Raw genomic sequence first — 25,010 nt, forward strand, 5'->3', positions numbered from 1 at the left:
ATTCGACTAACCTGCATTTTCTAACCTAAGAGCCAACCTAATAATGACTATTGCCACAACTCTACGCTTAAGCCTGTGCGGAGCTGCTATTAGTGCCATCAGTACGCTTGGCCTAATGGGCTGCTCAAACTCCTCAACTGAACCTGCGGCGACCACTGATAATAGTACCGCTAATGCAGAAAAGCCGGCCAAAACACTGGCCATCACCCAGATTGTCGAGCATCCATCGCTCGATGATATGCGCAGAGGCATCATCGATGAGCTGGCAGATAATGGTTATGTCGAAGGTGAAAACCTAAAAGTTAATTTCCAAAGCGCGCAAGGTAATATGGCGACTGCTGGTCAGATTGCCAAGCAATTTGCTGGCGACAATCCCGATGCTATCGTGGCTATCTCCACTCCATCAGCGCAGTCTGTTGTTGCGGCAACGACTACCATACCGATTGTCTATACCGCAGTATCAGACCCACTTGGTGCCAAGCTAATCACCGCAGATGGTAAGCCGTTTCAAGACAATTTAACGGGTTTGTCAAGCCAACTGCCTCTAGAGCCGCAGTTAGATTTATTACAGAAAATTAAGCCAAGCATTAAGACTATTGGTTATGTTTATAGCCCTGGCGAAGCCAATTCAGTATCGTTACGTGATAATCTTAAAGAGGCCTTACCGGCACGAGGTCTATCCTTACTAGATATCCCAGCCAACCGCCCCACGGACATTGGTATGGCAACGCGCAGCTTACAAGGACGCGCCGATATCATTTATACCTCATTTGATAATAACGTGGCTTCTGCTTTTGAAGCGATGACACAAGCAGCTAACGAGATCCAAATGCCTATCGTCGCCTCTGATGAGTTTAGCGTTCAACGCGGCGCAACCGCAGCTCTGGGTGTTAATGATTATGATTTTGGACGGGTTACTGGCAAGATGGTTTACCGAATCTTAGATGGTGAAGCGGTCAACACGATTAAACCAGAAGTAATGAATGATCTTACCTTATACGTTAGTCCTAAGCACGCCAAGGCACAAGGTGTTAGCTTATCGGCCGATATGCTCAAAAACGGTATTAACGTTGATACTAAAGGCCAAAATGCCAATAAATAGGTACTAATTGGTAAATACTAGTAAATAGTAATTATTAACACGCCACTTTATCTATCCTTTATTTATTGTATGGACACATTATTATTTTTAGGAGTAAGACCCATGTTGTATCAAAATCGTTTTGCCAAAGCTCTATTATGGGGCGGTGTTTGTACCGCTGTCTTGACTGGTTGCAATCAGTCAGCACAAGATACGACCGCTAATGACGCCGCCACTGGTGGCGATGCTGCCATAGCTATGAAAACGGTCGCTATTACGGCTATCGTTGAACATCCAGCGCTTGATGAAGTGCGCAAAGGGGTCATCGATGAGCTGAATGAAGCGGGTTTTAAAGAAGGCGAAAACTTAACCGTTAACTTCCAAAGCGCCCAAGGTAATACGGCTACCGCTGGTCAGATTGCCAAGCAGTTTGTCGCAGACAACTCAGACGTTATCGTCGCTATTGGTACGCCATCAGCGCAGTCGGTGGCTGCTGCAACCAGTACTATTCCCTTGGTATTCTCAGCCGTCACTGACCCTGTTGAAGCCAAATTAGTACCTACACTTGATGGTTCTGGTACCAATGTCACCGGTGGCTCTGATGCGCTTCCTTATGAGCCACAAATTGCCTTAATGCGCCAAATTATTCCAAACTTAAAGAATGTTGGCTACGTCTATAGTCCAGGTGAGGTGAACTCAACTATTATCCTAGAGAATCTAAAAGAAAAACTAGCACCGCTTGGGATAACTGTGCACGAAGCTCCTGCCCAGCGTAGTACTGATATCGCCATGGCAGCACGTAGCTTAGAAGGTAAGGTCGATATGATCTATACCTCAACCGATAATAACGTGGTATCTGCCTATGAGTCGCTGTTTCAAGTGGCCAGAGAAAGTAAAATACCGCTGATTGCTTCTGATACCAGCTCTGTTGCGCGCGGTGCCATTGCCGCATTAGGCGTTGACTATTATGCCCTTGGTCGCGAAACGGGAAAAATCGTGGTGCGTATCTTAAACGGTGAAAAAGCGGGCGATATCCCGGTTTATACACCGCAGGCTCTTAATTTATATGTCAGCCCAAAGAACGCTGAAGCTGAAGGCATCACTTTGCCACAAGTAGTTATCGATAAAGCAAAAGAAGTGGTAGAATAGCCCCTTTTTTATTACTCACAATATGAGACAGACGACTATATTGAAGCTTACTTAATAACCAATGGTCGCTTGTCTTTAAATAATAATGCTACTTGTTAAACGCATAAAACCCAGCTGTAGCTCAAACAGCTGGGCTTATTTTTTAAACGATTTAAAAGTTTTTAAAATTTGAAGTGTTTCTAACCAAAGTAGCTTATGATAATTGCTCATTGTGACATGCTTGGGTTTACCCTAACCGCAGATTTTTTAATCTGTTAAATTCACCGCTTAGTCGTTCGATTTATAGGCGCTTATAAATGATGCTGGTCACTGACCCTAGTACCTGATATTAGTAAATAATACTAGTAACTAATATTAGTAACTGACACACATCTATTGGTCGCCATGGTTGCTGAACGCTTGGTTATGACTTACTGATACCTTATGTCCTTAATTGCTTTTTTTGGTGCGCTTGAAAGCGGTCTGATTTATGGCCTAGTGGCGCTCGGCGTCCTTATCTCATTTCGTACTCTCGATTTTCCTGATTTAACAGCAGACGGAAGTTTTCCGTTAGGTGGCGCGGTTGCCGGTGTCTCTATTGTCGCTGGCATCAATCCTTGGCTGGCTTGTGCCTTTGGTATGCTTGCAGGCTCAGTGGCGGGTATCGTCACCGCCTGGCTACATGTCAAGCTCGGTATTTTACAACTATTAGCCAGTATTTTAGTGATGGTAGCGCTATATTCTGTCAACTTACGGATTATGGGTGCGCCAAACTTACCGCTACTGGGTGAAAACACTGTATTTAGTACGCTGGTTACCGATGGTAATGGTTACTGGATGCGCTGCTTAATTATCGGCGTGGTAGTAATATTGGCCAAGCTATTCTTGGATTGGTTTTATAGTACTGAAACCGGCCTGTCTATGCGCGCGACCGGCTCCAACCTAAAGATGGCGCAAGCCCAAGGTATTAATACCTCGTGGATGACCATTATCGGTATGGCAGTCTCTAACGGTCTGATTGCCTTAGCAGGCGCACTGTTTGTACAGACCCAAGGTGGCGCAGATATCTCTATCGGTATCGGTACCATTGTCATTGGTCTGGCAGCGGTCATCATTGGTGAAACCATTATTCCCGCCAAGCGTATTTGGCTTATTACCATTGCCGTTATTATCGGCGCTATCCTTTATAAGTTATTTATTCAGGTCGCACTATCAAGTGATATTTTGCGTAGTATTGGCTTTGGCCCGCAAGATTTAAACTTAATCACCGCATTGTTGGTCGTGTTTGCATTGGTGCTACCAAAAGCCAAGAATAGGTTTTTAAGTCGTAAATTGCGCGTTTAAGCTCAACGAATAACAGTAAAACAGTAAAACAATGATGATAGCGACGGTACTCGCTAAGCTTGAATAAAGCATAAGGACTAATAATTAAGGAATAGTAACTAAGGAACAAAAGTTATGATGCAAGCCAAAGATTTGCGGTTGACCTTTAATCCGGGAACGCCCATTGAAAATCCTGCTTTACGCGGTATTAATTTAAATATCGCTGATGGTGAATTTGTTACCGTCATTGGTACTAATGGTGCAGGTAAATCAACGTTTTTGAATGCAGTCAGTGGCACGAATCTAGTGGATAGTGGCTCAATCCTCCTCAATGGTATTGATGTCACCAAAAAAACCACCTATCAGCGTGCCCATTGGGTAGCGCGCGTGTTCCAAGACCCGATGGCCGGCACTTGCGAAGCGCTAACTATTGAAGAGAATATGGCTTTAGCCTATAAGCGCGGCGATAAGCGTGGTTTGAATCTTGCTTTGAACTCCGGTAATCGTGAGCTGTTTCGAGAGAAGCTTGCCGTACTCAAGCTGGGGTTAGAGAATCGTTTAACGGATCGTATGGGGTTATTGTCAGGTGGTCAGCGCCAAGCAGTAAGCCTATTGATGGCATCGTTGCAACCGTCCAAAATATTGTTGCTCGATGAGCATACGGCTGCTCTGGACCCTAAGACCGCGGCGTTTGTTTCAAAATTGACCGATCAGATTGTCACTGACAATAATCTGACGACTATGATGGTCACCCACTCAATGCAGCAAGCATTGGCGCATGGTACTAGAACCGTGATGCTACACCAAGGTGAAGTGGTACTCGATGTCGCTGGTGAAAAACGTCAAGGTATGACCGTCCACGATTTACTCGATATGTTCGAGCAAACCCGCGGCGAAAAAGTTGAAGATGATAGCTTGATTTTAAGCTGATTAACGCTAAGTATAAGGTTTATCACTTACTATCTTTAGGCTGCATATGAATCAAAAAAACTTAAACATCAAGCAACACTAACTTTTGAATCAGCTCGCTCACATGCTGTGATTCCATCTTTTTCATTACCTGCGAGCGATGTACCTCTATCGTACGCACCGACACATCCAAATGATCAGCAATGATTTTATTAATATTGCCTTGTAATAACTCATTGGCGACTTGCTTTTCTTTATCCGTTAGCTGCGCGTAGAGTTTACGGATATAGTAGAGCTTGGCTCGCTTGATAGTTAATGCTTGAGCGCCCGCAATCGCCTCTTGCAAGCGGTGGCTGCTAATCGGCTTTTCTAAATAATCTGCCGCACCTTTTTTGAGCATATTTACCGCATCGGTAATCTCGCCATTACCCGTTAAGGCAATCAGCGCAAGCGGACTGTTATGTTTATTTAAATGAGCTAGCAATGCCTGCCCGCTCATATCGAGTAGCATCAAATCACTCACCACCACCGCTGGCACATAAATATCCACTTCTTGTAAAAACATTACGGCACTTGGCCATGTTTGGGTTGGTAGCCCCAAGCTGCTAATCAAAAACTCACACGAATGTCGCACACTTTCTTCATCATCGATAATATGAATCATCAGCTGCTCAGCAGTAACACCATCATACAAACTATTGGCTTCCGCTAGAGAGCTTGATTGCTCATTTGGTATCTCAAAAGAAGTCATACGCTACCTTTCATCTTATGTACTATTGGCTACTTTATTAGTAGTTATCAGTTACGACGCGCAGTCTCATAACGTTAATATTTTATTCATGCTTACTATATTATTTATTTGTATTATTTTATTAGATTAAAGTCTTCCAAAAACTGGCGGTTATTTTTTGTGTGCTTCCTTTTATATTTTATCAGCACTCATATCAGTATCCGCACCATTATCGTCCAATAAGTGTATAGGTAAATATAACGTGACTTGCGCGCCCGTTTCATGAGTTAGTGGATGGACTCCATCCGTCTGGGTTAAATGAGCTTTACTATATAGCGAGCGCTTTGAACGGTGCTGGTAACGGCCATTTATCGACTTTACGTTGATCAGCTCGTGCCGTACATTGACATTGCTAAGTTGCATCGTACCATCAAGCGATTTACATAGACGCTGACAGATCATTAGCCCCAATCCTAAGCCATCTGCTTTGGTTGAGCGAGTACCGTACTGACTATTTGAATAACTATGGGATTTGTCCTGTGACTCATTATTCATAAGACGCGCATCATCAAAACCGCCTGCATCATCAGTAACATATAGCGCTAGCCAGCGCATGCCTTCATATTCCGTCATCTGACAGCGCAGCATGATATGGGTGGCACCTTGCTGCTGGGCATTGAGCATACTATTAATCAGCAATTGATCCAGTAGTAAGCTTGGCAGCTGTAATTGCTGATAGTCACTAGCAAACCAAAAAGTAATCCCCTCTGCTTTCTCACCCAGTAACATAATGCATTGCTGATAAGTAGCAGCGATATCAACGCTGACCTCATCCGGCTGGGATCGTCCTGCCCAATGCCGAATATTTTTTATCACGCCAGCGGCACGCTCGGTCTCACTCACAATTTGCTGTAAGGCACTCTCCACCTTTTCCTTCTCTACCGCTTCTTTTTTTAACGCCTCTTTTTCTAAATTTTCTTTATTTACAGTAGCTGTGTTTAAAGCCTCTTTCTCTGAGCTGTCTTTATCAAAACGCGTATTTTGACTACGAATTAATAAGCCTTGAGCGTAGTTCTGAATGGTCGCGAGTGGTTGATTAATCTCATGGGCAATCGCGCCACTCATCTCACCAATGACTGCAAAACGCTCAGACTGCTGTAGCTTATAATCATAGTCCCGAATCAGCTGATTCTGTATGACTATCTGTTGCCGACGACGCCATGCCAGCCAACTCATCCAACCATAATTAATGCTTGATATGATAATAATAAAAAATATCAATCCTACCCATACTCGATGCGACTTTATCCAATCGAACACATACGCGCCTAACTGCTTTTGGGCAGGATGACGATTCATTTCATACAAAATCCGTTCGGCATCAACACTTGACTCAGGCGCTAGCCAGCGAAGCTCTGCGATATTCTCAATAGGATTAGTATCTCTATCAGTGCTTCTCTGCCCTCCAGTAAATAAGTGTTGATTAATCTGCTCAGTCAATGCTGCCGGTGCTTGGCTCGTCGCTGCTAGTGTCCAATTAGGATAAATCTTGGTTGAAGACTGGCAGTTTGAATCAGTCATAACTGGATTGATAAGTCGATATTGTGATTGCTCAATTTTACCTTGACCTGCCATCTCCTCCATCAAGCATAACGGCGCTATCGCCGAATCTACTGCGCCGCTAGCGAGAGCACTCAAGGTAAGCTCAATAGGATAGCCCACAAACTGAGTCTCATAGTCGCTTGGCAGCACCCCATTCTGCTGTAATAGATGGGCTATCAATAAATAACCCCCAAAGGCATCAGGATCAACCGCCACTATTTTGCGCTGCTGTAAATCTCGCAATTGCTGAATATCGCTATCTGCTTTGACCCATAACGCACTGCCAATCTGCTCCATCGCACTAGGCTGATTTACCGACTTGTCAGCTTTAGCTTGTTTGCTTAGCGCAAGCTCATTTTCCAATTGTTTATATAACTTATATTGCTCATCAGTTTTAAAATCAGCTTGTTTAACATCGGATATTTTAAATTCATTTGCTTTGGAAGTTTGTGGATTTGCTTGCAAGGTCGCAAGCCAGCGCCAACCCATAGTCTCCATTTTAATGAACTGTACTTGTGGACCTAAGACTAAGGCAAACTGCTGCGCTTCAATTTGTTGTTGCCAGTTTTCCAACGCCAATGGAACCAATACGACCGTGTCAGATTTTAGCTTATTATTAAGTTGACTCAACCACGGCTGCCAACGCTGCTGGGCGGCCGTTTCTCCTTGAGGTGCTAGTACGCCTAAATAGTAAGTCTGTGCATTTGCCTTAGTAAGTGGCAACAATACAACTGTAAATGCAACCATAAGTACAGATATAAGCGCAAACACTACTCTTACTGGAACGTATCTAATTATCCACATCTGCTGCTTAAGCTGCCTCATTTATGAAAGCCTTAAAATAAATGTGGTTTTCCACAATACCACTATATTGCTACCTGTCCTATACTATATAACAGAATTGTATCTTTTGAATGACTCAGTGTTATTTGCTCAAAGCATTGATAAATTAAAGATACTAATAACAATAGCTAATCACCGTACCCAGCTTTATCAAACTGTCCCTAGATTAAACTGCATTTAAAGTAAACAGCATCTGGATTAAGCAGCTTCTGAATATAAGCTAGGCAAATATTTCATTATGGAGGGCGTGCTTGTGAAAAAGTGGCCATTAATTATTCTGGTTGTCGCAGTCATTGGACTAGCTTTAGCGTTTGTTATTGGGCAGCTACTGCCTAACATGCGTACCACTAGCAGTGACCTTGAAGTCAACATTACTGACCCCGCCTTAATTAAGCAGGGCGCCTATGTTGCACGTACGGCTGACTGTGTCGCTTGTCACACTACCCTTGATGGTGAAGCTTATGCCGGTGGCCTGCCTATGCTAACCCCACTTGGTGCGATTTATTCCACCAATATTACCCCCGATAAAACAACCGGTATTGGCAACTATAGCTTTGACGATTTCAAAAATGCGGTCAAGCATGGCGTACGTATTGACAATAGCGCATTATACCCTGCCATGCCATATCCGTCCTACCAAATCATGCCTGATGACGATATGGCAGCGATGTATGCCTACTTTATGTCTGATGTCAAAGCCGTTAATCAGCCCAACCAAAAAAGTGAGCTACCACCGGTAATGAATTGGCGCTGGCCACTGTCTTATTGGCAAGCCATATTTGCGCCAAAACGCAGCTTTACCCCTGAAACTGACGACGCCGTCTTGGTGCGTGGTCAGTACTTAATCGAAGGCCCAGGTCACTGCGGCTCTTGTCATACTGAGCGCGGTATTGGCTTCCAAGAAGTCGCCTTAACCAATGCGGACTCTGAGGAATATTTAAGCGGTGCGGTCATTGATGGCTGGCGTGCCAAAAGCCTACGCGGTGAGCATCGTGGTCTGGGTACTTGGAACACTGCTGAGCTCAGTGAGTTCTTCAAAACTGGCCGTACAGATACGACTGCTGCCTTTGGCGCGATGGCGGATGTGGTTGAGCACAGCACCCAATATATGACTGACAATGACTTAAATGCCATGTCAGCGTATTTAAAAACACTCACCCCTGCCCCTAATAAAGAAGTCGTACTGCCTGAGAAAAAAGACCTTACTACTCAAAAACTATTAGATGGCAACTATGACTCACGCGGCGCGATCTTATATGCAGAATACTGCCAAGTCTGTCACCGTGCTGATGGCAAAGGTGTCCCGCGCATCTTCCCAGCACTTGATGCCAACAGCGCTGTATATGCTAAGAACGCTGACTCCGTCCTCCAAATCACCCTAGGTGGTGGCCGCATGCCTGAGACCCCTTACGACCGCATGGCGTTTACCATGCCTGAATTTACCAATCTAGCCGATGCTGACATTGCAGAAGTGGTCAACTATGTACGCAATAGCTGGACCAACCAAGCCCCTGAAATCGGTGTTAATGATGTGGTAAAAATGCGCGCATTCCTCGCTAAAAAACCAAAAACGGCTACTGACATAGCCCCAGATCTAAGCATCAATGCGGCTACACAAGGAGCGAACCATGAATAAGTCACCACTTAACGGGCCTATTATGCCAATCGTTGCCAGCGCTACTCCTCGTCACCTTACTTTAGCGGTATTAACTGCCGCTGTGTTTGCTGTCGGTATCAGTGGCTGCTCACAACCTGAACCTATCGAGCAGAACGCGCCTGAATATGGTTTGGTCACTACCGATGATGCCAACGAAGATATTAGCACTTATGTGTTACCGCAAGATACTTCGATACTAGATGAACCGAATGCTGATGAAATATTTTATGGTAAGCGCTTATTAAACGAAACCAAGCGTTTATTACCTGATAACGTTGGCGCTGAAATGAACTGTAATAGCTGTCATATTGCTCAGGGTAAAATCCCCCTTGGCGATCCGTACATCAACAGCTATAACCACTACCCGCGCGTCATGCCGCGCTCTGGTAAAGAAGTTGATTTGGAAGCGCGTATCAATGGCTGCTTCCAGCGCTCTATGAATGGTAAGGTGCTCGATCGTGAGTCTCCTGAGATGCTAGCGATGATGGCCTATATGGAATGGTTATCGCAAAAAACGCCCAAAGCTCAAAAAGTTGATATTATTAATGCCGGTAAAGTCGACGAGTCATTGGTCGGTGACCCTGTACACGGTGAGAAGATATACCAAGCTCAGTGTGCTACCTGTCACGGTGACAATGGCGAAGGTATTAAAGACAGCCGTGGCGATATCGTCTTCCCACCACTATGGGGTGATGAATCCTTTAACATTGGCGCGGGTATGGCACGTACTTATAAAGCCGCAGCTTTTGTTAAATACAACATGCCAATGGGTATCCAAACCCAAGGGTTATGGGGTCATGGCAACGTCTTAAGCGATCAAGATGCTATCGATGTAGCAGAGTTCTTTACTCATAAACCACGCCCTGACTTTGCTAAAAAGGTCAACGACTGGCCATCAGGTAAAAAACCAAAAGATGCCCGTTATTAAGCATTGCTTATAGTTTCATGACCTTATAGTTTTATAAAGCAATCTAGTAAAATCGGATACTAAAAAACTTCAAGTGTGTTTAATTCGCTTTGAGGTTTTTTATTGTCTGCCTGTTTATCCACGCCGCAGTAAGGATACGATAAAGTTGCAATTTTCTACTGTTTATTCTATAGATATCCTTTAATATTATTTACACATCGTCATATATCTATAAGGTCTGTCATGCGCAAAATTCCTGTTTATACGCACCCTGCAGCCGGTTGGCCTGCGCTGATTGCTTCTACTCGTAAGCTAATGGATTATAATGCCTTTTTACGAGGTAGTTTGAGTGTATTAAGTAGCAATCAGCCCAAAGGTGGGTTTGATTGTCCGGGCTGTGCGTGGCCAGATCATAAGTCACATAAAGCACTCGATGTCTGCGAGACTGGTATCAAAGTCATCGCCAGTGAAGCTATGTCTACGCGTGCCGATGCTCAGTTTTTTGCTACACATACGGTAAAAGAGCTGCAAGGCTGGTCTGGCTATGAACTTGAGCACATAGGTCGATTATCAGAGCCCCTATATTATGATGCGGCTCAAGATCATTATGTCTCTATCTCTTGGCAGGATGCTTACGCACGTATCGCTAAACAATTACAGAAGCTTGACTCACCTGATGAAGCATTATTTTATACCTCAGGGCGAGTAACCAACGAGCCGGCCTTTATGTTTCAGTTATTTGTGCGTTGTTTTGGTACCAATAACTTACCCGATTGCTCTAACATGTGCCACGAGCCCACCTCAGTGATGCTCGGTAAACAGTTAGGCATAGGCAAAGCAACCGTCATATTAGAAGACTTTGAGCAAGCTAAATTGATACTGATGTTCGGACAAAACCCAGCAACCAATCATCCCCGTATGCTCGAGATGCTAGCTCATGCGCACAAGCAAGGGTGCCGAATTATCTCTATCAACCCTATGCGAGAGCAGGGTTTAAGCGCGTTTATAAATCCAAAAAAGCCGTCACATATGGTCGCAGGAAAAAGTGACTATATAGTCGATGATGTCATTCAAATTCAAATCGGTGGTGATGCCGCACTATTAACGGGTATAGCAAAATGGCTCACCAAAAATAATAAAATTAACACAGATTTTATTGAGCAGCATACCTCAGGATTTAAGGACCTAGATAATTGGCTACGCCAGCAGTCTTGGGCAGATGTCGAGCGCGGCTCTGGTATTAGTAAGGAAGAAATCATCAACATTGCCCACCTCGTTGCAGACAGTCCGGCGACAATTTGTACTTGGGGTATGGGCATCACTCAACATGTCCAAGGCGATGACAATGTCGCTATGATTACCAATTTGCTGTTATTAATGGGTATGATTGGTATCGATGGTGCAGGTGCATCGCCAGTTCGTGGGCACTCTAACGTGCAAGGCGATCGGACCATGGGCATCCATGAGCGACCCAAGCAAAGCTTGCTTGACAGTCTTGAGCGTGTATTTAAGCGTCCAATGCCACAAGAGAACGGCCTTGATGTGGTCACAGGCGCAAAAGCGATGATAGAAGGCAAGATCAAAGCCTTTGTAAGTATGGGCGGTAACTACGCCGTTGCAGCGCCTGATTCAAGTACCATTCAACAAGCATTAACTAATAATCAGCTTAATGTTTTTGTCGCCACCAAGCTTAATGAGACCATGCTTTATCCGGGCGTTGACAATCTAATTTTACCGTGCGTGGGTCGCACGGAGCGCTTAATTACTGCTAAAGGCGAGCAGTTTGCGACGATTGAGGATTCCATGTGTCAAATCGTCGCTACCCAAGGTCGCCTTGACCCAATTAGTGATACCCTAAAATCTGAAGCGCAAATTGTGGCAGATATAGCTACGCATTTGTTTGGGGCTGAGTCATCGATTCCTTGGCAGGCAATGAGTGAGAATTTCGATATTATTCGTGACTATATTGCTCAAGCTATTGAAGGTTTTGAGGACTTTAACCAGCGTATCCGTGCCGCTGATCGTGGCTTCCATTTGTATCATCCTGCTCGTCATCGTCAATGGGATACCGAAAGCGGTAAAGCACAGTTTGAAGTGCCCAAATATCCGATTATCTATGTTGCAAACCAAATGACAGAGAGAACCGCAAAATTTGCGGCAGACTTAAAGCAGAAAATCGATATTAATAGTGATGTTAAGAATGCTCAAAGCAATTCTGAACCCAACTCACAAACCAATACTCAGGCTAGTGAACAAGCAGTTTGGCAGTTAACCAGCGTCCGTAGTCATGATCAGTTTAATACCATGATATTTGGCTTCCAAGACCGCTACCGCCAAACAGATCGCCGTGATGTGTTATTTATGCATCCTGATGAGATGAATCGCTTAGGTTGGCAAAAGGGTGATACCGTTGTGGTCTCGCGTCAAGACAGTAAAGATCAGCAGCGTACGTTAGGGCCATTGATACTGACTGAGATGGACATTGCTGCTAATGCCGTCGCGACCTACTATCCGGAATGTAATGATCTAATCGACTTAGATACACATGCGCCAGACTCTAGAATACCGGCGTACAAGTCATTAACCGTTGTTTTGCAACGTGTTAGTGCAGCTACTGGACTAACTGACTCTGCTTAGTAGGAAATAACAAGGGTAATTAATAGTGATAATGCCATTTTAAAAAGGTAACACCCATAACAATATCGATGACAACACCATATAACGAGCGTTCATGATAGTTGAAAATAATGCCCAATATAGCGCCAAAGTATCGGCAGATAGCGTGTCTGAAGACTTAGAGCTGCCTGCGACACCGCTTGCACGTAACCATATGGCGCAAAAACACTCTTATCCATTAAATGAGTATGGTCGCAATAATATTGGTATTGAAAGCTTTGATGAGATTCATATTGATCGTCAGCTGGCAAGCTTGGCTGTGGAGGCGGCAATTGCCATTGTCATCAATGGTATTCATTATGCGGTACTGATGGCCAGCCCCAGCCAGCTTGATTACTTAGCGGTTGGGTTTTTGTTCAGTGAAGGCTTGATTGAGCATAGTCACGAGTTACTCGATTGGGAAGTGACTCAACTTACGGATAGCGCAAGCTTAAAAAAGTTTACTGAAGATTCAATCGATCAAACTAATGCCTCAATGGCATTTGAGCAGTTATTAGATTACGATGTTTATGTGGTGGAACTGGTATTAAACCAGCGCTGCTATCAGCGTATACAAGCACAAAAACGGCAGCTTGCGGGTCGAACAGGATGCGGTATGTGCGGTATGACTGGGCTTACGCAAGCGCTGCCAGATTTGAGTGATTATTTAAAACATAGGCAACAGAACGAGCAAAAAAGTACAGCAACCATGCCAAGCCTTGACAGTTTATTAAACATACGAGCACAAGTCGATGACAAGCAACACACGCATCAATTGACAGGCGCGGTTCATGCGGCGGCCACTATGCACGATCAGCATTTGTACCTGTTTGAAGATGTGGGACGCCACAATGCGCTTGATAAACTTATTGGTTGGAAATTGCGCCATAAGGTAGAGGTTGAGTGCGTTATCATGACTTCACGATTATCGATTGAGCTGGTACAAAAATCTATTCGTACTCAAATACCTTGGTTGGTTGGTATGTCCGCGCCTACCAGTACCGCAGTGCGTGTTGCTCAGCGCTACGGGCTGGGGTTGGCGGGATTTTTACGAGACAATAGAGTGACTTATTATTCAGGGCTTTAGCTTATCTAGACCTTTAGTTTATTTAGAAATCTAGTATTTGGACTTTTTAAACAAAGAACCTCAAGTGCACTTAGTTTGCTTTGAGGTTTTTTATTGGCCGTTAAAATCTTTATTGACCTTCAAAACTAACCTTGCTCACCAAAACTATTATTACCTGTCAACATCCTGTCGATAGCCTACTCTAACTAATAGATTTGAGATTAGAAGCATAATGGGTTACCCTTGTAGCGCATAAATGTTACATATATTTAATACAGGTGTCATTTTATTTACTAACGGCCAACGAAATGTAGTCGTGGTTTAGGCATTATTTCAACTATCCTTACCATTACTGCTTATGTCTTACGCCTCATTGGTTAGTGAAATTAACACTTATCAATGTGCTTATTACTGCTGATACAGGCTGTCTAAATCTAGTACAGGTCATCGACCTAGTGCTTATCCTTACCTATGCTATGAATGCTTGTTACTTGAGCATTTATTAGTAGCCGCTACTACTGTGTACAACGCTTTTAGGCGTCATGGTGATTCCATGATAAAGCGCTGGTATTGAGAGTTGCCCCTATTATTTGTCACTACCATTATACGGTCAATGACATATGAACAGTGACAATTGAAGCTGGGCATAACACGCACCTTTAACCTTTATCTGTGACTACGATTTTTATCGTGGCTTGGTGAAGTAGGTTCGTGGTCTGTAGCGTATTCCTAATTTTTTCATTTTATTTTAATAAACAACTTTTATTTATCTATAACAATTGCGAGGTATGAATTTGAAAACTGAGTCATTGTTTCAATTTTCGGCGTTCACCATTATTTTATTATTGGTTGCGTTTTATGGCGGTACCTACTTGCTGTCTTTATTGATTAAAAAAGACAAAGAATCAACCAGTGGCTTTATGGTTGCGGGACACGGTGTCGGTTTTGGTATGGGTGCGGCGAGTATGACCGCAACATGGATTTGGGCGGCATCGTTTTATGCGGCCGCTACTTCCGGCTATAAATATGGGGTTTCAGGGCCGATACATTATGGCTTTTGGGGCGCGTTGATGATTTTATTCATCTATCCATTTGGCATGCGCTTTCGTGAACTGGCACCCAACGGACACACTCTAGGCGAGCTGATTCATGCCCGCCATGGCTCATCAAGCCAATTAATTTTAGCCATATCTAATATTATGGGCAGCTTAATTAGCTTGATGGTCAATTTTACGGCTGCTGGTGCACTGGTATCAGTACTCTCACCGCTATCGTTCCAGACGGGTGTGATTATCGCGGGTGTCGGGGTGCTCAGCTATACCTTAACCTCGGGCTTTCGCGCCTCGGTGTTTACCGATTTTGCTCAATTGGTCGCTTTGATGGCGATTGGTATCGTTATTATTCCAGCAGTACTATTCTCTATGGGTGGTCCTTCGGTTATGGTTAGCGGACTATCAAACCTAACTTTTGAGCAACAAAATTTCTTCTCATCTGAAGCCTTTTTTCAGCAAGGTGCGCCGTTCTTTGTCGCAGTATTGGCTTATGCTATTGGTAATCAAACCATTACCCAGCGCTTGTTTGCGATTGATAAAACTAAAATCAAATCCACCTTTATTACCGCTACTGTCGGCTATGCTGGTATTGTTATCGGTCTGGGTATGATAGGTCTCATGGCATTAACGATTGGTGTTGAGCCGCTTGATGGCAACATGAATAACCTAATTCCACAGATGGTTAGTACATATCTACATCCCGTATTTATCGCCCTATTCTTTATTTTGGTTATCGGCTCGCTATCGTCAACCGCTGATTCAGATTTATCAGCTCTTTCAACCATTATGATGGCCGATGTCTATGGCAAAAATATTGCCAAAAAAGGTAACGTAAAGCCAAAAACTATGATGCTAGTCGGTCGTGGCACTATGATTATAGCCACTGCTGCCGGTCTTGTTTTTGCCAGCTTTAAACTTGATATTCTAGTAATGCTGGTTTTTGTTGGTGCATTATGGGGCTCCATCGTCTTTCCGGTTATTGCCAGTGTATACTGGAATCGGGTGACCAATACTGCCTTTACCGCCGCAGTTATCGTCGGGTTATTATTCTTTTGTATCGCCCGCTTTGAGTTGATTCCAATCGTCGGTATAACGGCGCTATTCTTTGAGATTATGGCCAGTGTTGGCGGCGCAGTCGTCATAGGACTTATGGTCTTTGGCTTCTTAGGTCGCAAAATGGGACTGTTAGCGGCTGCCATTGCGCTGCTGTTCATGTTGATATTCGCTACCGGGTTCTTACGTCAATATATGGTGCTGGTCGCCTCGCTAACAGCTTATGGTGTCAGTACCATCGTTTGTGTGATTGTCAGCCTGATGGGTAATGAGCGCTTTGACTTTGACTTAATCGCACAGCGCGTTGGTAGTTACGATAAAAAGTCTAAAGCTGACACGCAACCGGCACCAGACGCTTAAGGGTGCTGATAACGGTTAACTAATGAATAACGACTATAAGGAGCTTATATGGATAATGTTTTTTTCTACGGGTTTTATATTTTAGTATGGCCAGCGATTACGCTTGGCGTGTTGATACTAATTTGCACCGCGACCTATCGCGATATCAAAAAAGCTCAGCGTGATAATAAAGACATCGTTTAGCGTTTTAATTCTTTCGAAATTTATCTGTTAATGATCATCACTAAGCAAAGGCTTGGTGGTGATTTTTTAATTAATACCACTACCGTAAGATATCTAGGGTCTGTTGCTAACATATAGACCTAGTGAATCAGTAAAATAGTGAATATTAAGCTAATTAAGTGTTAATAAAAGTATAAATTCGATGACAATATCGAATAAAGTGACTTTAAAGTGACTTTGACGAAGAAATGACTTGTAATTTAAGACAGTTTTGCTAATATAGGCCACCTTGATTGGCTGGGTGGCAGAGTGGTCATGCAGCGGACTGCAACTCCGTTAACGCCGGTTCGATTCCGACCCCAGCCTCCAATTATTTATTAACATTACGTTAATTTTGGCTTGCATTATCAGCATAATTGCTTATAATAGCGACCACTATCTAAAAAGTAGATTGCTTATCAAATAGCGTTTACTTTACAGATATTACAAGTTTTGCCCGGGTGGTGAAATTGGTAGACACAAGGGATTTAAAATCCCTCGCTAGCAATAGCGTGCCGGTTCAAGTCCGGCTCCGGGTACCATTACATAGTTCTATACTATCTTATAGAATAACTAAAGCCCCTGATATCAGGGGCTTTGTTGTATCTGACGTCCTATACTGTCCTGCTCTATCTATCCCAATCCATGCATCTGATGTACACTGGTTTTTAAATGTACATTTGGGGTATTCAGTTATGGAAGCGCGCAAGCTTAAGAAGCCCATCAGCTCCGATAGGGAGGGTATCCCGAATTCTGTGTAACTGCGATTTAGATTAAATGCCTGCTGACACGGTCATCAAACATAATCATAAAGCGATTTAAGGCAGACGTTCAGTTGCGAATCGGCATAGACCACTTTTTGGATGCTTGCTGGGTGGCCAGATATACTACTTTAAACGCCGCCTGATCAGATGGGAACACCTTACGCTTATTCACTGCTGTACGGATCACACTGTTTAAAGACTCAATAGCATTGGTGGTATAAATAGCCTTTCTAATATCTTTAGGATAATTGAAGAATACCGTTAAGCCCTCCCAGTTGCTACGCCAGGACTTGACGACATGCGGATACTCATCACCCCATGTCTCATCGAAATGCTCAAGATTGGCTTGTGCCAGCTCAATGGTATCAGCGCCGTAAATCGCCTTTAAATCAGCAGCTACTTTCTTTTTATTCATCCATGGCACAAACTTCATTGAGTAACGCACCATGTGCACGATACACAGCTGAACCTGTGCTTTAGGGTAAACAGTATTGATGGCATCAGGAAAGCCTTTTAAACCGTCAACACAGGCGATTAAGATGTCTTGCACCCCACGGTTCTGCAGCTCAGTGAGTACAGTAAGCCAGAACTTAGCGCCCTCAAACTCTGATAGCCACATACCAAGCAGCTCTTTTTTACCGTCCAGTCCAACACCTAAAGCTAGATAGACCGCTTTGTTGATGATTTGCTTGTCTTGGCGTATCTTCACGACCATGCAGTCTAAGTAGACGATAGGATAGATGCTGCTAAGAGGCCTATTCTGCCAAGCGGTGATGTCGTCTATGATGTTGTCAGTAACCCTTGATACTAAGCTGCTTGATATTTCGACGTCGTAGATGTCTTTGATGGTCTCAACGATTTCAGTGGTTGTCTGACCTTTGGCGTATGAGCGAGGATAAGCAAGTGTCTGGGAGACAGTTGCCCGAAGCGCAAGACGAAGGGCTATGCCCGTAGTTGGAGATGATTTTGTCATCAAGACCGGTAATACGGCTTTGATGTTTACTAACCAGTACAGGCTCAAAGCTGCTGTCACGATCTCTTGGGGTGGATATCTCAAGCTCGCTTGTGTCACTACGGACACTCTTTTTAGTGTGGCCGTTACGCTTGTTTGGCTTATCCGCCTTTTCATGCTTAGGATAGCCTAAATGCTCTTCTATCTCAGCCTCAAGAGCGGTGTCGATAAAGGATTGCATGAGCTGCTTTTGAAAGTCTTTGATGTCCTCAAAGCTGTTCATGCTACCAGCCATTTGTTCGGCTAGTTTCTTAAAGTCTGTTTTATTGGTCATTGCTTATTCTCCTGTTAATGGGATTATAAGCAGTTACACAGTTTTTGGGAAAGGCTCTATTAAACATCGCCCCGAGGTAGCTTTTTAGGTAAGTCAAACTGACCTGATTTAATAAGAATATCTTCTACTTTACGAACCATATGACTGGCAGAAGACTCATGAATACCAAAGTCCATACCGATGTGATAAAGCGTTCGGTATTCACGCCAATAAGTCAGTGCAAGCAGGAGCTGCGCTTCCAATCTAAGCTCGCTTGGACGACCTGATTTGGTCTTTGCTGCTTCATGTTGTTGCATGGCTTCTAACATGGCTTTAAAGGTGGTTTTGCGAATACCCGTATAGCGTTTGAAGCCTGCATCGTTTTGCTCAAGTAGTTTATTTATGTCGGGCATGACGATCATCTGATTGTGAGTGATACATTCATTCTAAATCATAACGCTACTTTTGCAAGAGGTCTAATATACCTAATTATGTGAAAGTCACTCGCGTTTTAGTGTCTGTTTTGGGGGTATTCTAATTTTTAGATTATCCGGTGCCTGGCGGCTCAGTATTAACTTTCACTAATGGCGGTAGTACAACTGATTTAGATATATTTATAACCCTACCTCTTCTTGTGTTAATTCACCCAGCTGAATTGGCACAGCATATGACCATGACACACCACCTGTCGAATAAAATTTTCCGTCAGTAAAAAAGGTAATATAAGCTGTGAATCTATAGCCCTCATACTCTGTCATTGCTTGTTTGTCGCTATCATTATCGATAGCACACCATATCTGTTTATCACCACGCTCTAACATTGTGCGAGTTAAATTACTGCCTATTAGATCGTTATTAACTTTCATGTTTTTATGCTTATTGAGTTAATAATTTAAGTACCAACTTATTAGTAAAATTATAAGTTCAATGATTTATAAGCTTAGCAAAGGTAGATTTTCAGGCTAGATACCAATTTTTTTAGGAGGTTTAAGGTTATTATTTTACCTTTATAAAATAATTATACGAGTAATTAAACTATGGTGAAGATATTCGTATATTGATATTTCAATACTTTCCAGTATGAAAATTTTCTTAAGTTAAGCCACAGTTTAACATGGTAATAGGCAGATATATCTACTCTATAAACAGAATATATATATATTCAAAAATGGCTTATATGTTCGCACACTAGTTGGTAGCTTATTGGAGACCGTAAAATATACTGCATTATGTGAAAGTCACTCACGTTTTAGCGTCTATTTTTGGTGGTGTTCTAATACTGAGCAGACTCAGTGACTGTCTGCTCAGTATTAACTTTTCTTAACTTGACCGTAGCTTACATGGGGTTATTTCGCGGTTCACGATTTACTTGTTCAAAAGCCTATCTGATTGTTAAAATAGCGACTGGCTATGCTTGAATACTTTCTATTAGTATTCTTCTGTATTTAGCATTCTATATCGATCACAGGCATATTGATTCCCATTGTCGCAAGATTTACCAAACCATTCTTTTGCCATCACTTTGCTTTGGCGCACACCATATCCCTCAAGATGCATTAGTCCCAAATTAAATTCAGCTGAATGACTCCCTTGTTCTGCTGCCTTTTGAAACAGCTCAAGTGCTCTAGTATAGTTTTGTAGAACGCCTTGGCCACTCGAGTACATTTCTCCAAGGCTGATTCGCGCTGATAGGTGATTTTGATTGGCTGCCTTTTCATACCATTGCACTGCCACAGCAAAGTCTTGGGTGATACCGAATCCATTCTCATACATCAGCCCAAGCTTGAACTGAGAATCAGCATAGCCTTGGTTAGCTGATTTTTTGAACCATTCCACTGCCATAGAAAAATCTTGAGCAATCCCAAATCCATTCTTATACATCAACCCAAGCTTGAATTGAGATCCAATGTGACCTTGGTCAGCTGCCTTTTGAAACCATTTTACTGCTACAGTAAAATCTTGAGAAATTCCAACTCCATTTTTATACATTAACCCAAGGTAGAACTGAGAGTCGGTATGACCTAGGTTAGCTGATTTTTGATACCACTTAATTGCCATAGTAAGATCTTGCTGGACCCCTTTGGCATTCTCATACATTGACCCAAGCTTGAATTGAGATCTAATGTGACCTTGGTTGGCTGCTTTCTGATACCACTTAACTACTATCGTGTAGTCTTGCTGCACACCTTTGGCATTCTCAAACATTGATCCAAGACGGAACTGAGCGTCAGTATGACCTTGATTAGCGGCCTTCTTATACCACTTAATTGCTATAGCAAAATCTTGGTGAACGCCTTTGCTATTTTCATACATTGACCCAAGCTGGAACTGATCTGACATATCCCCATTCTCTGCTAAATTTGTAGAAGCTGCTAGGTTCATAGCCTTAGCTGATATTGGAAATTTTAAAAGTACACCTAAAACCATTACTCTATAAACCAACATTCGCTTTAGCGCTTGTAAAGTCATTGTTTTACCTTTAGAGAATAACTATATTGATAAGTAAACTATGGGAGAAATATTCATGTTTTGATGTTTTGATGTTTCAATCTCTCCATTGTGAACTTTTCCAACAGTATTGTTAACTTTAAGTTACAGTTTAGCATAGTAATAAATGGATATATTTATCCAAAGGTTAAAATATATATATCCAAAAATTTAAATATATGTTCATACACTAATTCGTACACTAATTCGTACACTAAGAGTGTTATGGTGGTTGAATATATTCCAAGACCACCTACCAGTGATTGCTACAGCAAATGACTCTATGGAAAACCATCATTTAATCGGAATTATTTTATTTGAACCGCCCCGACTATATCGGAGACTATTTATTCAAGTTAGGCCGCTCGGCCTAACCAATTAAGATTATCATAATACATCGACTCAAACTCAAAAGGCAACACATATCCAATCGTACTATGCAGACGTGTTTTATTAAACCAATCTACCCATTCAATGGTTGCTAATTCAACATCATTCACGCCACTCCATTGCTCCTTTAAGTACTCAATTACCTCTGTCTTGTACAATCCATTGACTGTTTCAGCCAGCGCGTTGTGTAGTGGCATACCAAAATCGGACAGCATTTAAGAGATTTTTATTAGAGCCTCTGTTCTCATACAGCTATGGAGTCCCATATTTTTTATTGCACCCTATATCGTCTTAAAAACGGTTTTCTTTAGACCATTAGAAAAGAGCTGAATCAGTCAGCTCTTTTTTTTGTTGATTAAGTAGAATTATCTAATAACTAAAACCTTACTGTAGAAATGACTCAGCAATATTTATATTATGATTTTAGTGTTTACTGACCTAGGATATTTTTAACTAAGAAGACGTTGATGCTAAGCTTGATTGCATAGCGAAGCTATATTTGAATTAGTGAGATGAGATGAACTACCCACTACCTAAGAGGTAGGGGTTTCTTGGGTAATACCCATACTTATTTGCGATGTTCTGCAATAGCGGTTAGGCAAGTTTACCGAGCTATCCCCCTCGCACCGAGGGTTCACATTATTGCTGTTTTCAAGCAATTCGGTGACAGACTAACGATGATGTTATTAGATTGCTCTAAAGGTCTGAAATGCTGTTCCTTAAGTAGAATTTAGCAACTAAGCGAGATTTTGTCAAGACGCATTCAGCCCACTACCTTAGAGGTAGGGGACTTCTGCGCTAAAATATTAAAAGGGGGTTATAAAGAAGAATGTAGGGTATGCTCATATTTCGTCATAAATAATTTAAGTAAAAATTTACATTTTAGTTTATCTTTTAGTATATTAGAAAACCAAAAAAACGACTTAGTTTTATTTAACACCTACCACTAAATATATTCAAGGAAGAAAATAAATGTTAATTAACGAAACACTATTAGATGAAGTTAAACAGTGGCGCAAACAGATTCATAGCCAGCCAGAGCTTGGTTTTAAAGAGTTCAAGACCTCGTCATTTATTGTTGACAAGTTACAGTCCTTTGGGATTGAAGTGCATCAAGGATTGGGTGGTACTGGGGTTGTCGGTACGCTTAAGAACGGCTCAGGCCCTACTATTGGGCTACGATCTGATATCGATGCTTTACCCATAAAAGAGCAAAACGATGTTGATTATAAATCCACCCACGAAAACTGTATGCACGCCTGTGGTCATGATGGTCACACTTCAGTCCTACTAGGTACAGCAAAACATCTAAGCCAACACAGAAACTTTGACGGAACGATTCATTTTATCTTTCAACCTGCTGAAGAGGTTTTAGGCGGCGCAAAGGCAATGATTGACGATGGTTTATTTGACAAATTTCCTATGGACGCGGTTTACGGACTGCATAACTGGCCAGGACTACCTGTGGGAGAAATTGCCGTCAATAATGGACCTATGATGGCATCTTTTGATACTTTTGAGATTACTTTAACGGGTAAAGGCACGCATGCAGCTATGCCGCACTTAGGGGCTGATCCCATTGCGGCAGGAGCAGCATTAATCACTAATATTCAGTCCATCATCTCTCGCAGAGTGTCTCCACTCAAATCAGGTGTTATTAGTGTGACGCAGATGAATAGCGGCGATACTACCAATGTCATTCCTGATTATGCCATTCTAAAAGGCACGGTCCGTAGCTTTGATATGGACATACGCCAATCCATGCAGGATATGCTTACAGAAATGGTAACAACCTTACCGCCTTTATATGGCGTCAAAGGTGAAATTGATTACCACATTCGTTATCCAGTAACCACCAATGACAGCCAAGCCTATCTTGACATTAAAGAGGCTGCTACCAAAGTGCTGGGCGCTGATAAGGTAAAGACTGATGTAGAGCCCTCAATGGCTTCTGAGGACTTTTCATTCATGAGCCAAGTGGTTAAAGGCGCTTATTTTTGGTTGGGTGTCGATGGCAATACCCCTTCTAAACCCTTGCATAACGCGTCCTATGACTTTAACGATGATGCCATTGAGACCGGTATTAAGGTGTGGGTTTCTTTAATAGAGTCTAAGCTACCAAAAAGTCGTTAGTAAACCAAGTGGTTAAAGTGTACGGTAATATCAATATACAAAAGGAATTGATATGAATAATAATAGTGTGCTGTCACCTACAATGACCAAGCACCTACTTGATTGGAAGCTGCATTTACTTGTGATTGTTGTGTCACTACTTGCAGAATGGATAGGCATCATTAAGATTCCTATCGGCATTGGTGTATTGGTATTACTGCCTTTACTATATGCATTTATCTTTGCAATACTATTAAACCCCAACGTTATTCCTTCAATGAAAGCGGTCATAACCAAGAAACGAGCAAAATTTGCCAGTTATGCCATTCTTTTAAGTATCATGCCTTTTATTGCTAAGTTTGGTGTTGGCGTTGGTCCTAATATTGAAGAAATAATAGCCGCAGGTCCAGCACTACTGCTACAAGAACTAGGTAATGTAGCCACTGCCCTTATTGCCTTACCCGTTGCGGTATTGGTATTTGGCATGGGGCGAGAAGCTATCGGGGCCACTCATTCCATCGCTCGTGAACCCAATATTGCTTTAATCGCTGATAAATATGGACTTCAGAGTGCCGAAGGTATGGGTGTCATGGGCGTCTACGTAATGGGCACGTTATTCGGAGCAATTTATTTCTCATTAATGGCTGGTATCATTGCTTCTATGGATATCATGGATATTCGGGCGCTAGCAATGGCTTGTGGTATCGGTAGTGGTAGCATGATGGGTGCCTGTTCGGCAGCACTGGCAGAGACTGTTCCTGCTCAAGAGGAAACCATTACTGCATTTGCCGCGACCTCCAATCTGTTAACTTATGCCACAGGACTGTTCGTCAGCTTATTTGTTGCTCTTCCAGTTACAGAGTTTTTATACAAAGTTACCAGCAAATTCAAAAAGAATGGTAGCGCTGATGCCGCCACACAAACAGATTTTGGCGCCGGTATACAAGAGCAATCTATTCTGTCGGTATGGCAGTCTGTTGCTCTACTAACTGTTATATGTGTCGTACTGCTATTGAGTAATTGGGTTGGACAAGACGTTAGTCCAATCTCTGCTTTGCCTGCTATGCTGATTCTATTTGCTTGTTGTATCATTGGAATCCTATTAAAACAAGTTATCCCTATTAATGTTCCCGCTATTGCTTGGATATCAATCGTGGCTATTCTAATATCCTTGCCACAATTCCCAATGAGCGAATACGTCTTAGTAGAAACAGAAAAGCTGGGGGTCTTACAACTAATTACCCCTGTGCTTGCTTATGCAGGATTTGCAATTTCCCAGATGGAAGTAAATTTATTCAAAAAGTCCGGATTTAAAATTGCAGTTGTTGCCATACTTACCTTTACGGGTACTTTCTTAGGGTCGGCTATGATTGCACAAGTTATGCTGTAAAGGATTTTTATATCAAGCTATAGTGAATCAGATTT

18 protein-coding genes, 2 tRNA genes and 1 pseudogene are annotated in these 25,010 nt (G+C 42.6%); 14 read left to right on the forward strand and 7 right to left on the reverse strand.

Annotated features, from left to right (window positions below; genetic code table 11):
* Positions 1 to 43: 43 nt before the first annotated feature.
* The 4 genes from U1P77_RS06290 (at position 44) to U1P77_RS06305 (ending at position 4,462) form a co-directional block, all read left to right on the forward strand.
* Positions 44 to 1,102 carry an ABC transporter substrate-binding protein gene (locus U1P77_RS06290; protein ID WP_321156494.1) on the forward strand — a complete coding sequence of 353 codons (1,059 nt, stop codon included), beginning with the start codon at positions 44 to 46 and terminating at the stop codon, positions 1,100 to 1,102.
* Between the two features lie 102 nt (positions 1,103 to 1,204).
* The gene (locus U1P77_RS06295) at positions 1,205 to 2,230 is read left to right on the forward strand and encodes an ABC transporter substrate-binding protein (protein ID WP_321156495.1); all 1,026 of its coding nucleotides are present in this window, start codon (positions 1,205 to 1,207) and stop codon (positions 2,228 to 2,230) included.
* 423 nt (positions 2,231 to 2,653) lie between these two features.
* Complete coding sequence (locus U1P77_RS06300; protein WP_201555403.1) at positions 2,654 to 3,553, forward strand: ABC transporter permease; 900 nt, start codon at positions 2,654 to 2,656, stop codon at positions 3,551 to 3,553.
* 114 nt (positions 3,554 to 3,667) lie between these two features.
* Complete coding sequence (locus tag U1P77_RS06305; RefSeq protein ID WP_321156496.1) at positions 3,668 to 4,462, forward strand: ABC transporter ATP-binding protein; 795 nt, start codon at positions 3,668 to 3,670, stop codon at positions 4,460 to 4,462.
* Positions 4,463 to 4,523: 61 nt separating this feature from the next.
* On the opposite strand, the gene U1P77_RS06310 is transcribed toward U1P77_RS06305, so the two are convergent.
* Positions 4,524 to 5,192 (reverse strand): response regulator transcription factor, encoded by a 669-nt coding sequence (locus tag U1P77_RS06310; RefSeq protein ID WP_321156497.1) that lies wholly within the window; start codon positions 5,190 to 5,192, stop codon positions 4,524 to 4,526.
* A 171-nt stretch (positions 5,193 to 5,363) separates the two neighbouring features.
* Positions 5,364 to 7,598 (reverse strand): PhnD/SsuA/transferrin family substrate-binding protein, encoded by a 2,235-nt coding sequence (locus tag U1P77_RS06315; RefSeq protein ID WP_321156498.1) that lies wholly within the window; start codon positions 7,596 to 7,598, stop codon positions 5,364 to 5,366.
* A gap of 271 nt (positions 7,599 to 7,869) precedes the next feature.
* Between U1P77_RS06315 and U1P77_RS06320 the strand changes: the two genes are divergently transcribed.
* The 8 genes from U1P77_RS06320 (at position 7,870) to U1P77_RS06355 (ending at position 17,109) form a co-directional block, all read left to right on the forward strand.
* Positions 7,870 to 9,252, forward strand: coding sequence for a cytochrome c (locus U1P77_RS06320; protein WP_321156499.1), 1,383 nt, complete (start codon positions 7,870 to 7,872; stop codon positions 9,250 to 9,252).
* On the forward strand, positions 9,245 to 10,201 hold the full coding sequence (locus tag U1P77_RS06325; RefSeq protein ID WP_321156500.1) for a c-type cytochrome: 957 nt from the start codon (positions 9,245 to 9,247) through the stop codon (positions 10,199 to 10,201). The genes U1P77_RS06320 and U1P77_RS06325 overlap by 8 nt, the downstream gene beginning before the upstream one ends.
* A gap of 222 nt (positions 10,202 to 10,423) precedes the next feature.
* Positions 10,424 to 12,817 (forward strand): FdhF/YdeP family oxidoreductase, encoded by a 2,394-nt coding sequence (locus U1P77_RS06330; RefSeq protein WP_321156501.1) that lies wholly within the window; start codon positions 10,424 to 10,426, stop codon positions 12,815 to 12,817.
* 94 nt (positions 12,818 to 12,911) lie between these two features.
* Entirely contained in the window at positions 12,912 to 13,922 is a 1,011-nt protein-coding gene (gene fdhD / locus U1P77_RS06335) for a formate dehydrogenase accessory sulfurtransferase FdhD (protein WP_321156502.1), read from the forward strand.
* A 788-nt stretch (positions 13,923 to 14,710) separates the two neighbouring features.
* Positions 14,711 to 16,366: a sodium:solute symporter family protein gene (locus U1P77_RS06340; protein ID WP_321156637.1), complete on the forward strand. Its 1,656-nt coding sequence runs from the start codon at positions 14,711 to 14,713 to the stop codon at positions 16,364 to 16,366.
* A gap of 48 nt (positions 16,367 to 16,414) precedes the next feature.
* On the forward strand, positions 16,415 to 16,549 hold the full coding sequence (locus U1P77_RS06345) for a putative transporter small subunit (RefSeq protein ID WP_321156503.1): 135 nt from the start codon (positions 16,415 to 16,417) through the stop codon (positions 16,547 to 16,549).
* A 274-nt stretch (positions 16,550 to 16,823) separates the two neighbouring features.
* Positions 16,824 to 16,897 (forward strand) — tRNA-Cys (locus U1P77_RS06350).
* A 125-nt stretch (positions 16,898 to 17,022) separates the two neighbouring features.
* Positions 17,023 to 17,109, forward strand: a tRNA-Leu gene (locus U1P77_RS06355).
* A gap of 289 nt (positions 17,110 to 17,398) precedes the next feature.
* On the opposite strand, the pseudogene U1P77_RS06360 reads toward U1P77_RS06355, so the two are convergent.
* From U1P77_RS06360 to U1P77_RS06380, 5 genes and pseudogenes are all read right to left on the reverse strand, one after another.
* Positions 17,399 to 18,617 (reverse strand): annotated as a pseudogene (locus tag U1P77_RS06360) (IS256 family transposase).
* 59 nt (positions 18,618 to 18,676) lie between these two features.
* Positions 18,677 to 19,009: a helix-turn-helix domain-containing protein gene (locus U1P77_RS06365; RefSeq protein ID WP_321156504.1), complete on the reverse strand. Its 333-nt coding sequence runs from the start codon at positions 19,007 to 19,009 to the stop codon at positions 18,677 to 18,679.
* Between the two features lie 201 nt (positions 19,010 to 19,210).
* The gene (locus U1P77_RS06370) at positions 19,211 to 19,462 is read right to left on the reverse strand and encodes a hypothetical protein (RefSeq protein ID WP_321156505.1); all 252 of its coding nucleotides are present in this window, start codon (positions 19,460 to 19,462) and stop codon (positions 19,211 to 19,213) included.
* A 562-nt stretch (positions 19,463 to 20,024) separates the two neighbouring features.
* Positions 20,025 to 21,065: an SEL1-like repeat protein gene (locus tag U1P77_RS06375; protein ID WP_321156506.1), complete on the reverse strand. Its 1,041-nt coding sequence runs from the start codon at positions 21,063 to 21,065 to the stop codon at positions 20,025 to 20,027.
* Between the two features lie 374 nt (positions 21,066 to 21,439).
* Positions 21,440 to 21,685, reverse strand: a complete 246-nt coding sequence (locus tag U1P77_RS06380; RefSeq protein ID WP_321156638.1) for an integrase core domain-containing protein — start codon at positions 21,683 to 21,685, stop codon at positions 21,440 to 21,442.
* A 760-nt stretch (positions 21,686 to 22,445) separates the two neighbouring features.
* Here U1P77_RS06380 and U1P77_RS06385 point away from each other — a divergent pair.
* Positions 22,446 to 23,606: a M20 aminoacylase family protein gene (locus U1P77_RS06385; protein WP_321156507.1), complete on the forward strand. Its 1,161-nt coding sequence runs from the start codon at positions 22,446 to 22,448 to the stop codon at positions 23,604 to 23,606.
* Positions 23,607 to 23,658: 52 nt separating this feature from the next.
* Complete coding sequence (locus U1P77_RS06390; RefSeq protein WP_321156508.1) at positions 23,659 to 24,975, forward strand: DUF3100 domain-containing protein; 1,317 nt, start codon at positions 23,659 to 23,661, stop codon at positions 24,973 to 24,975.
* The last annotated feature ends 35 nt before the right edge of the window (positions 24,976 to 25,010 follow it).

The organism is Psychrobacter sp. LV10R520-6 (assembly GCF_900182925.1).
Lineage (GTDB): Bacteria > Pseudomonadota > Gammaproteobacteria > Pseudomonadales > Moraxellaceae > Psychrobacter.

Coding starts and splice junctions, on each gene's coding strand:
- U1P77_RS06290 (WP_321156494.1), top strand. CDS start 44: ATGACTATTGCCACAACTCTACGCTTAAGCCTGTGCGGAGCTGCTATT.
- U1P77_RS06295 (WP_321156495.1), top strand. CDS start 1,205: ATGTTGTATCAAAATCGTTTTGCCAAAGCTCTATTATGGGGCGGTGTT.
- U1P77_RS06300 (WP_201555403.1), top strand. CDS start 2,654: ATGTCCTTAATTGCTTTTTTTGGTGCGCTTGAAAGCGGTCTGATTTAT.
- U1P77_RS06305 (WP_321156496.1), top strand. CDS start 3,668: ATGATGCAAGCCAAAGATTTGCGGTTGACCTTTAATCCGGGAACGCCC.
- U1P77_RS06310 (WP_321156497.1), bottom strand. CDS start 5,192: ATGACTTCTTTTGAGATACCAAATGAGCAATCAAGCTCTCTAGCGGAA.
- U1P77_RS06315 (WP_321156498.1), bottom strand. CDS start 7,598: ATGAGGCAGCTTAAGCAGCAGATGTGGATAATTAGATACGTTCCAGTA.
- U1P77_RS06325 (WP_321156500.1), top strand. CDS start 9,245: ATGAATAAGTCACCACTTAACGGGCCTATTATGCCAATCGTTGCCAGC.
- U1P77_RS06330 (WP_321156501.1), top strand. CDS start 10,424: ATGCGCAAAATTCCTGTTTATACGCACCCTGCAGCCGGTTGGCCTGCG.
- fdhD (WP_321156502.1), top strand. CDS start 12,912: ATGATAGTTGAAAATAATGCCCAATATAGCGCCAAAGTATCGGCAGAT.
- U1P77_RS06345 (WP_321156503.1), top strand. CDS start 16,415: ATGGATAATGTTTTTTTCTACGGGTTTTATATTTTAGTATGGCCAGCG.
- U1P77_RS06365 (WP_321156504.1), bottom strand. CDS start 19,009: ATGCCCGACATAAATAAACTACTTGAGCAAAACGATGCAGGCTTCAAA.
- U1P77_RS06370 (WP_321156505.1), bottom strand. CDS start 19,462: ATGAAAGTTAATAACGATCTAATAGGCAGTAATTTAACTCGCACAATG.
- U1P77_RS06375 (WP_321156506.1), bottom strand. CDS start 21,065: ATGACTTTACAAGCGCTAAAGCGAATGTTGGTTTATAGAGTAATGGTT.
- U1P77_RS06385 (WP_321156507.1), top strand. CDS start 22,446: ATGTTAATTAACGAAACACTATTAGATGAAGTTAAACAGTGGCGCAAA.
- U1P77_RS06390 (WP_321156508.1), top strand. CDS start 23,659: ATGAATAATAATAGTGTGCTGTCACCTACAATGACCAAGCACCTACTT.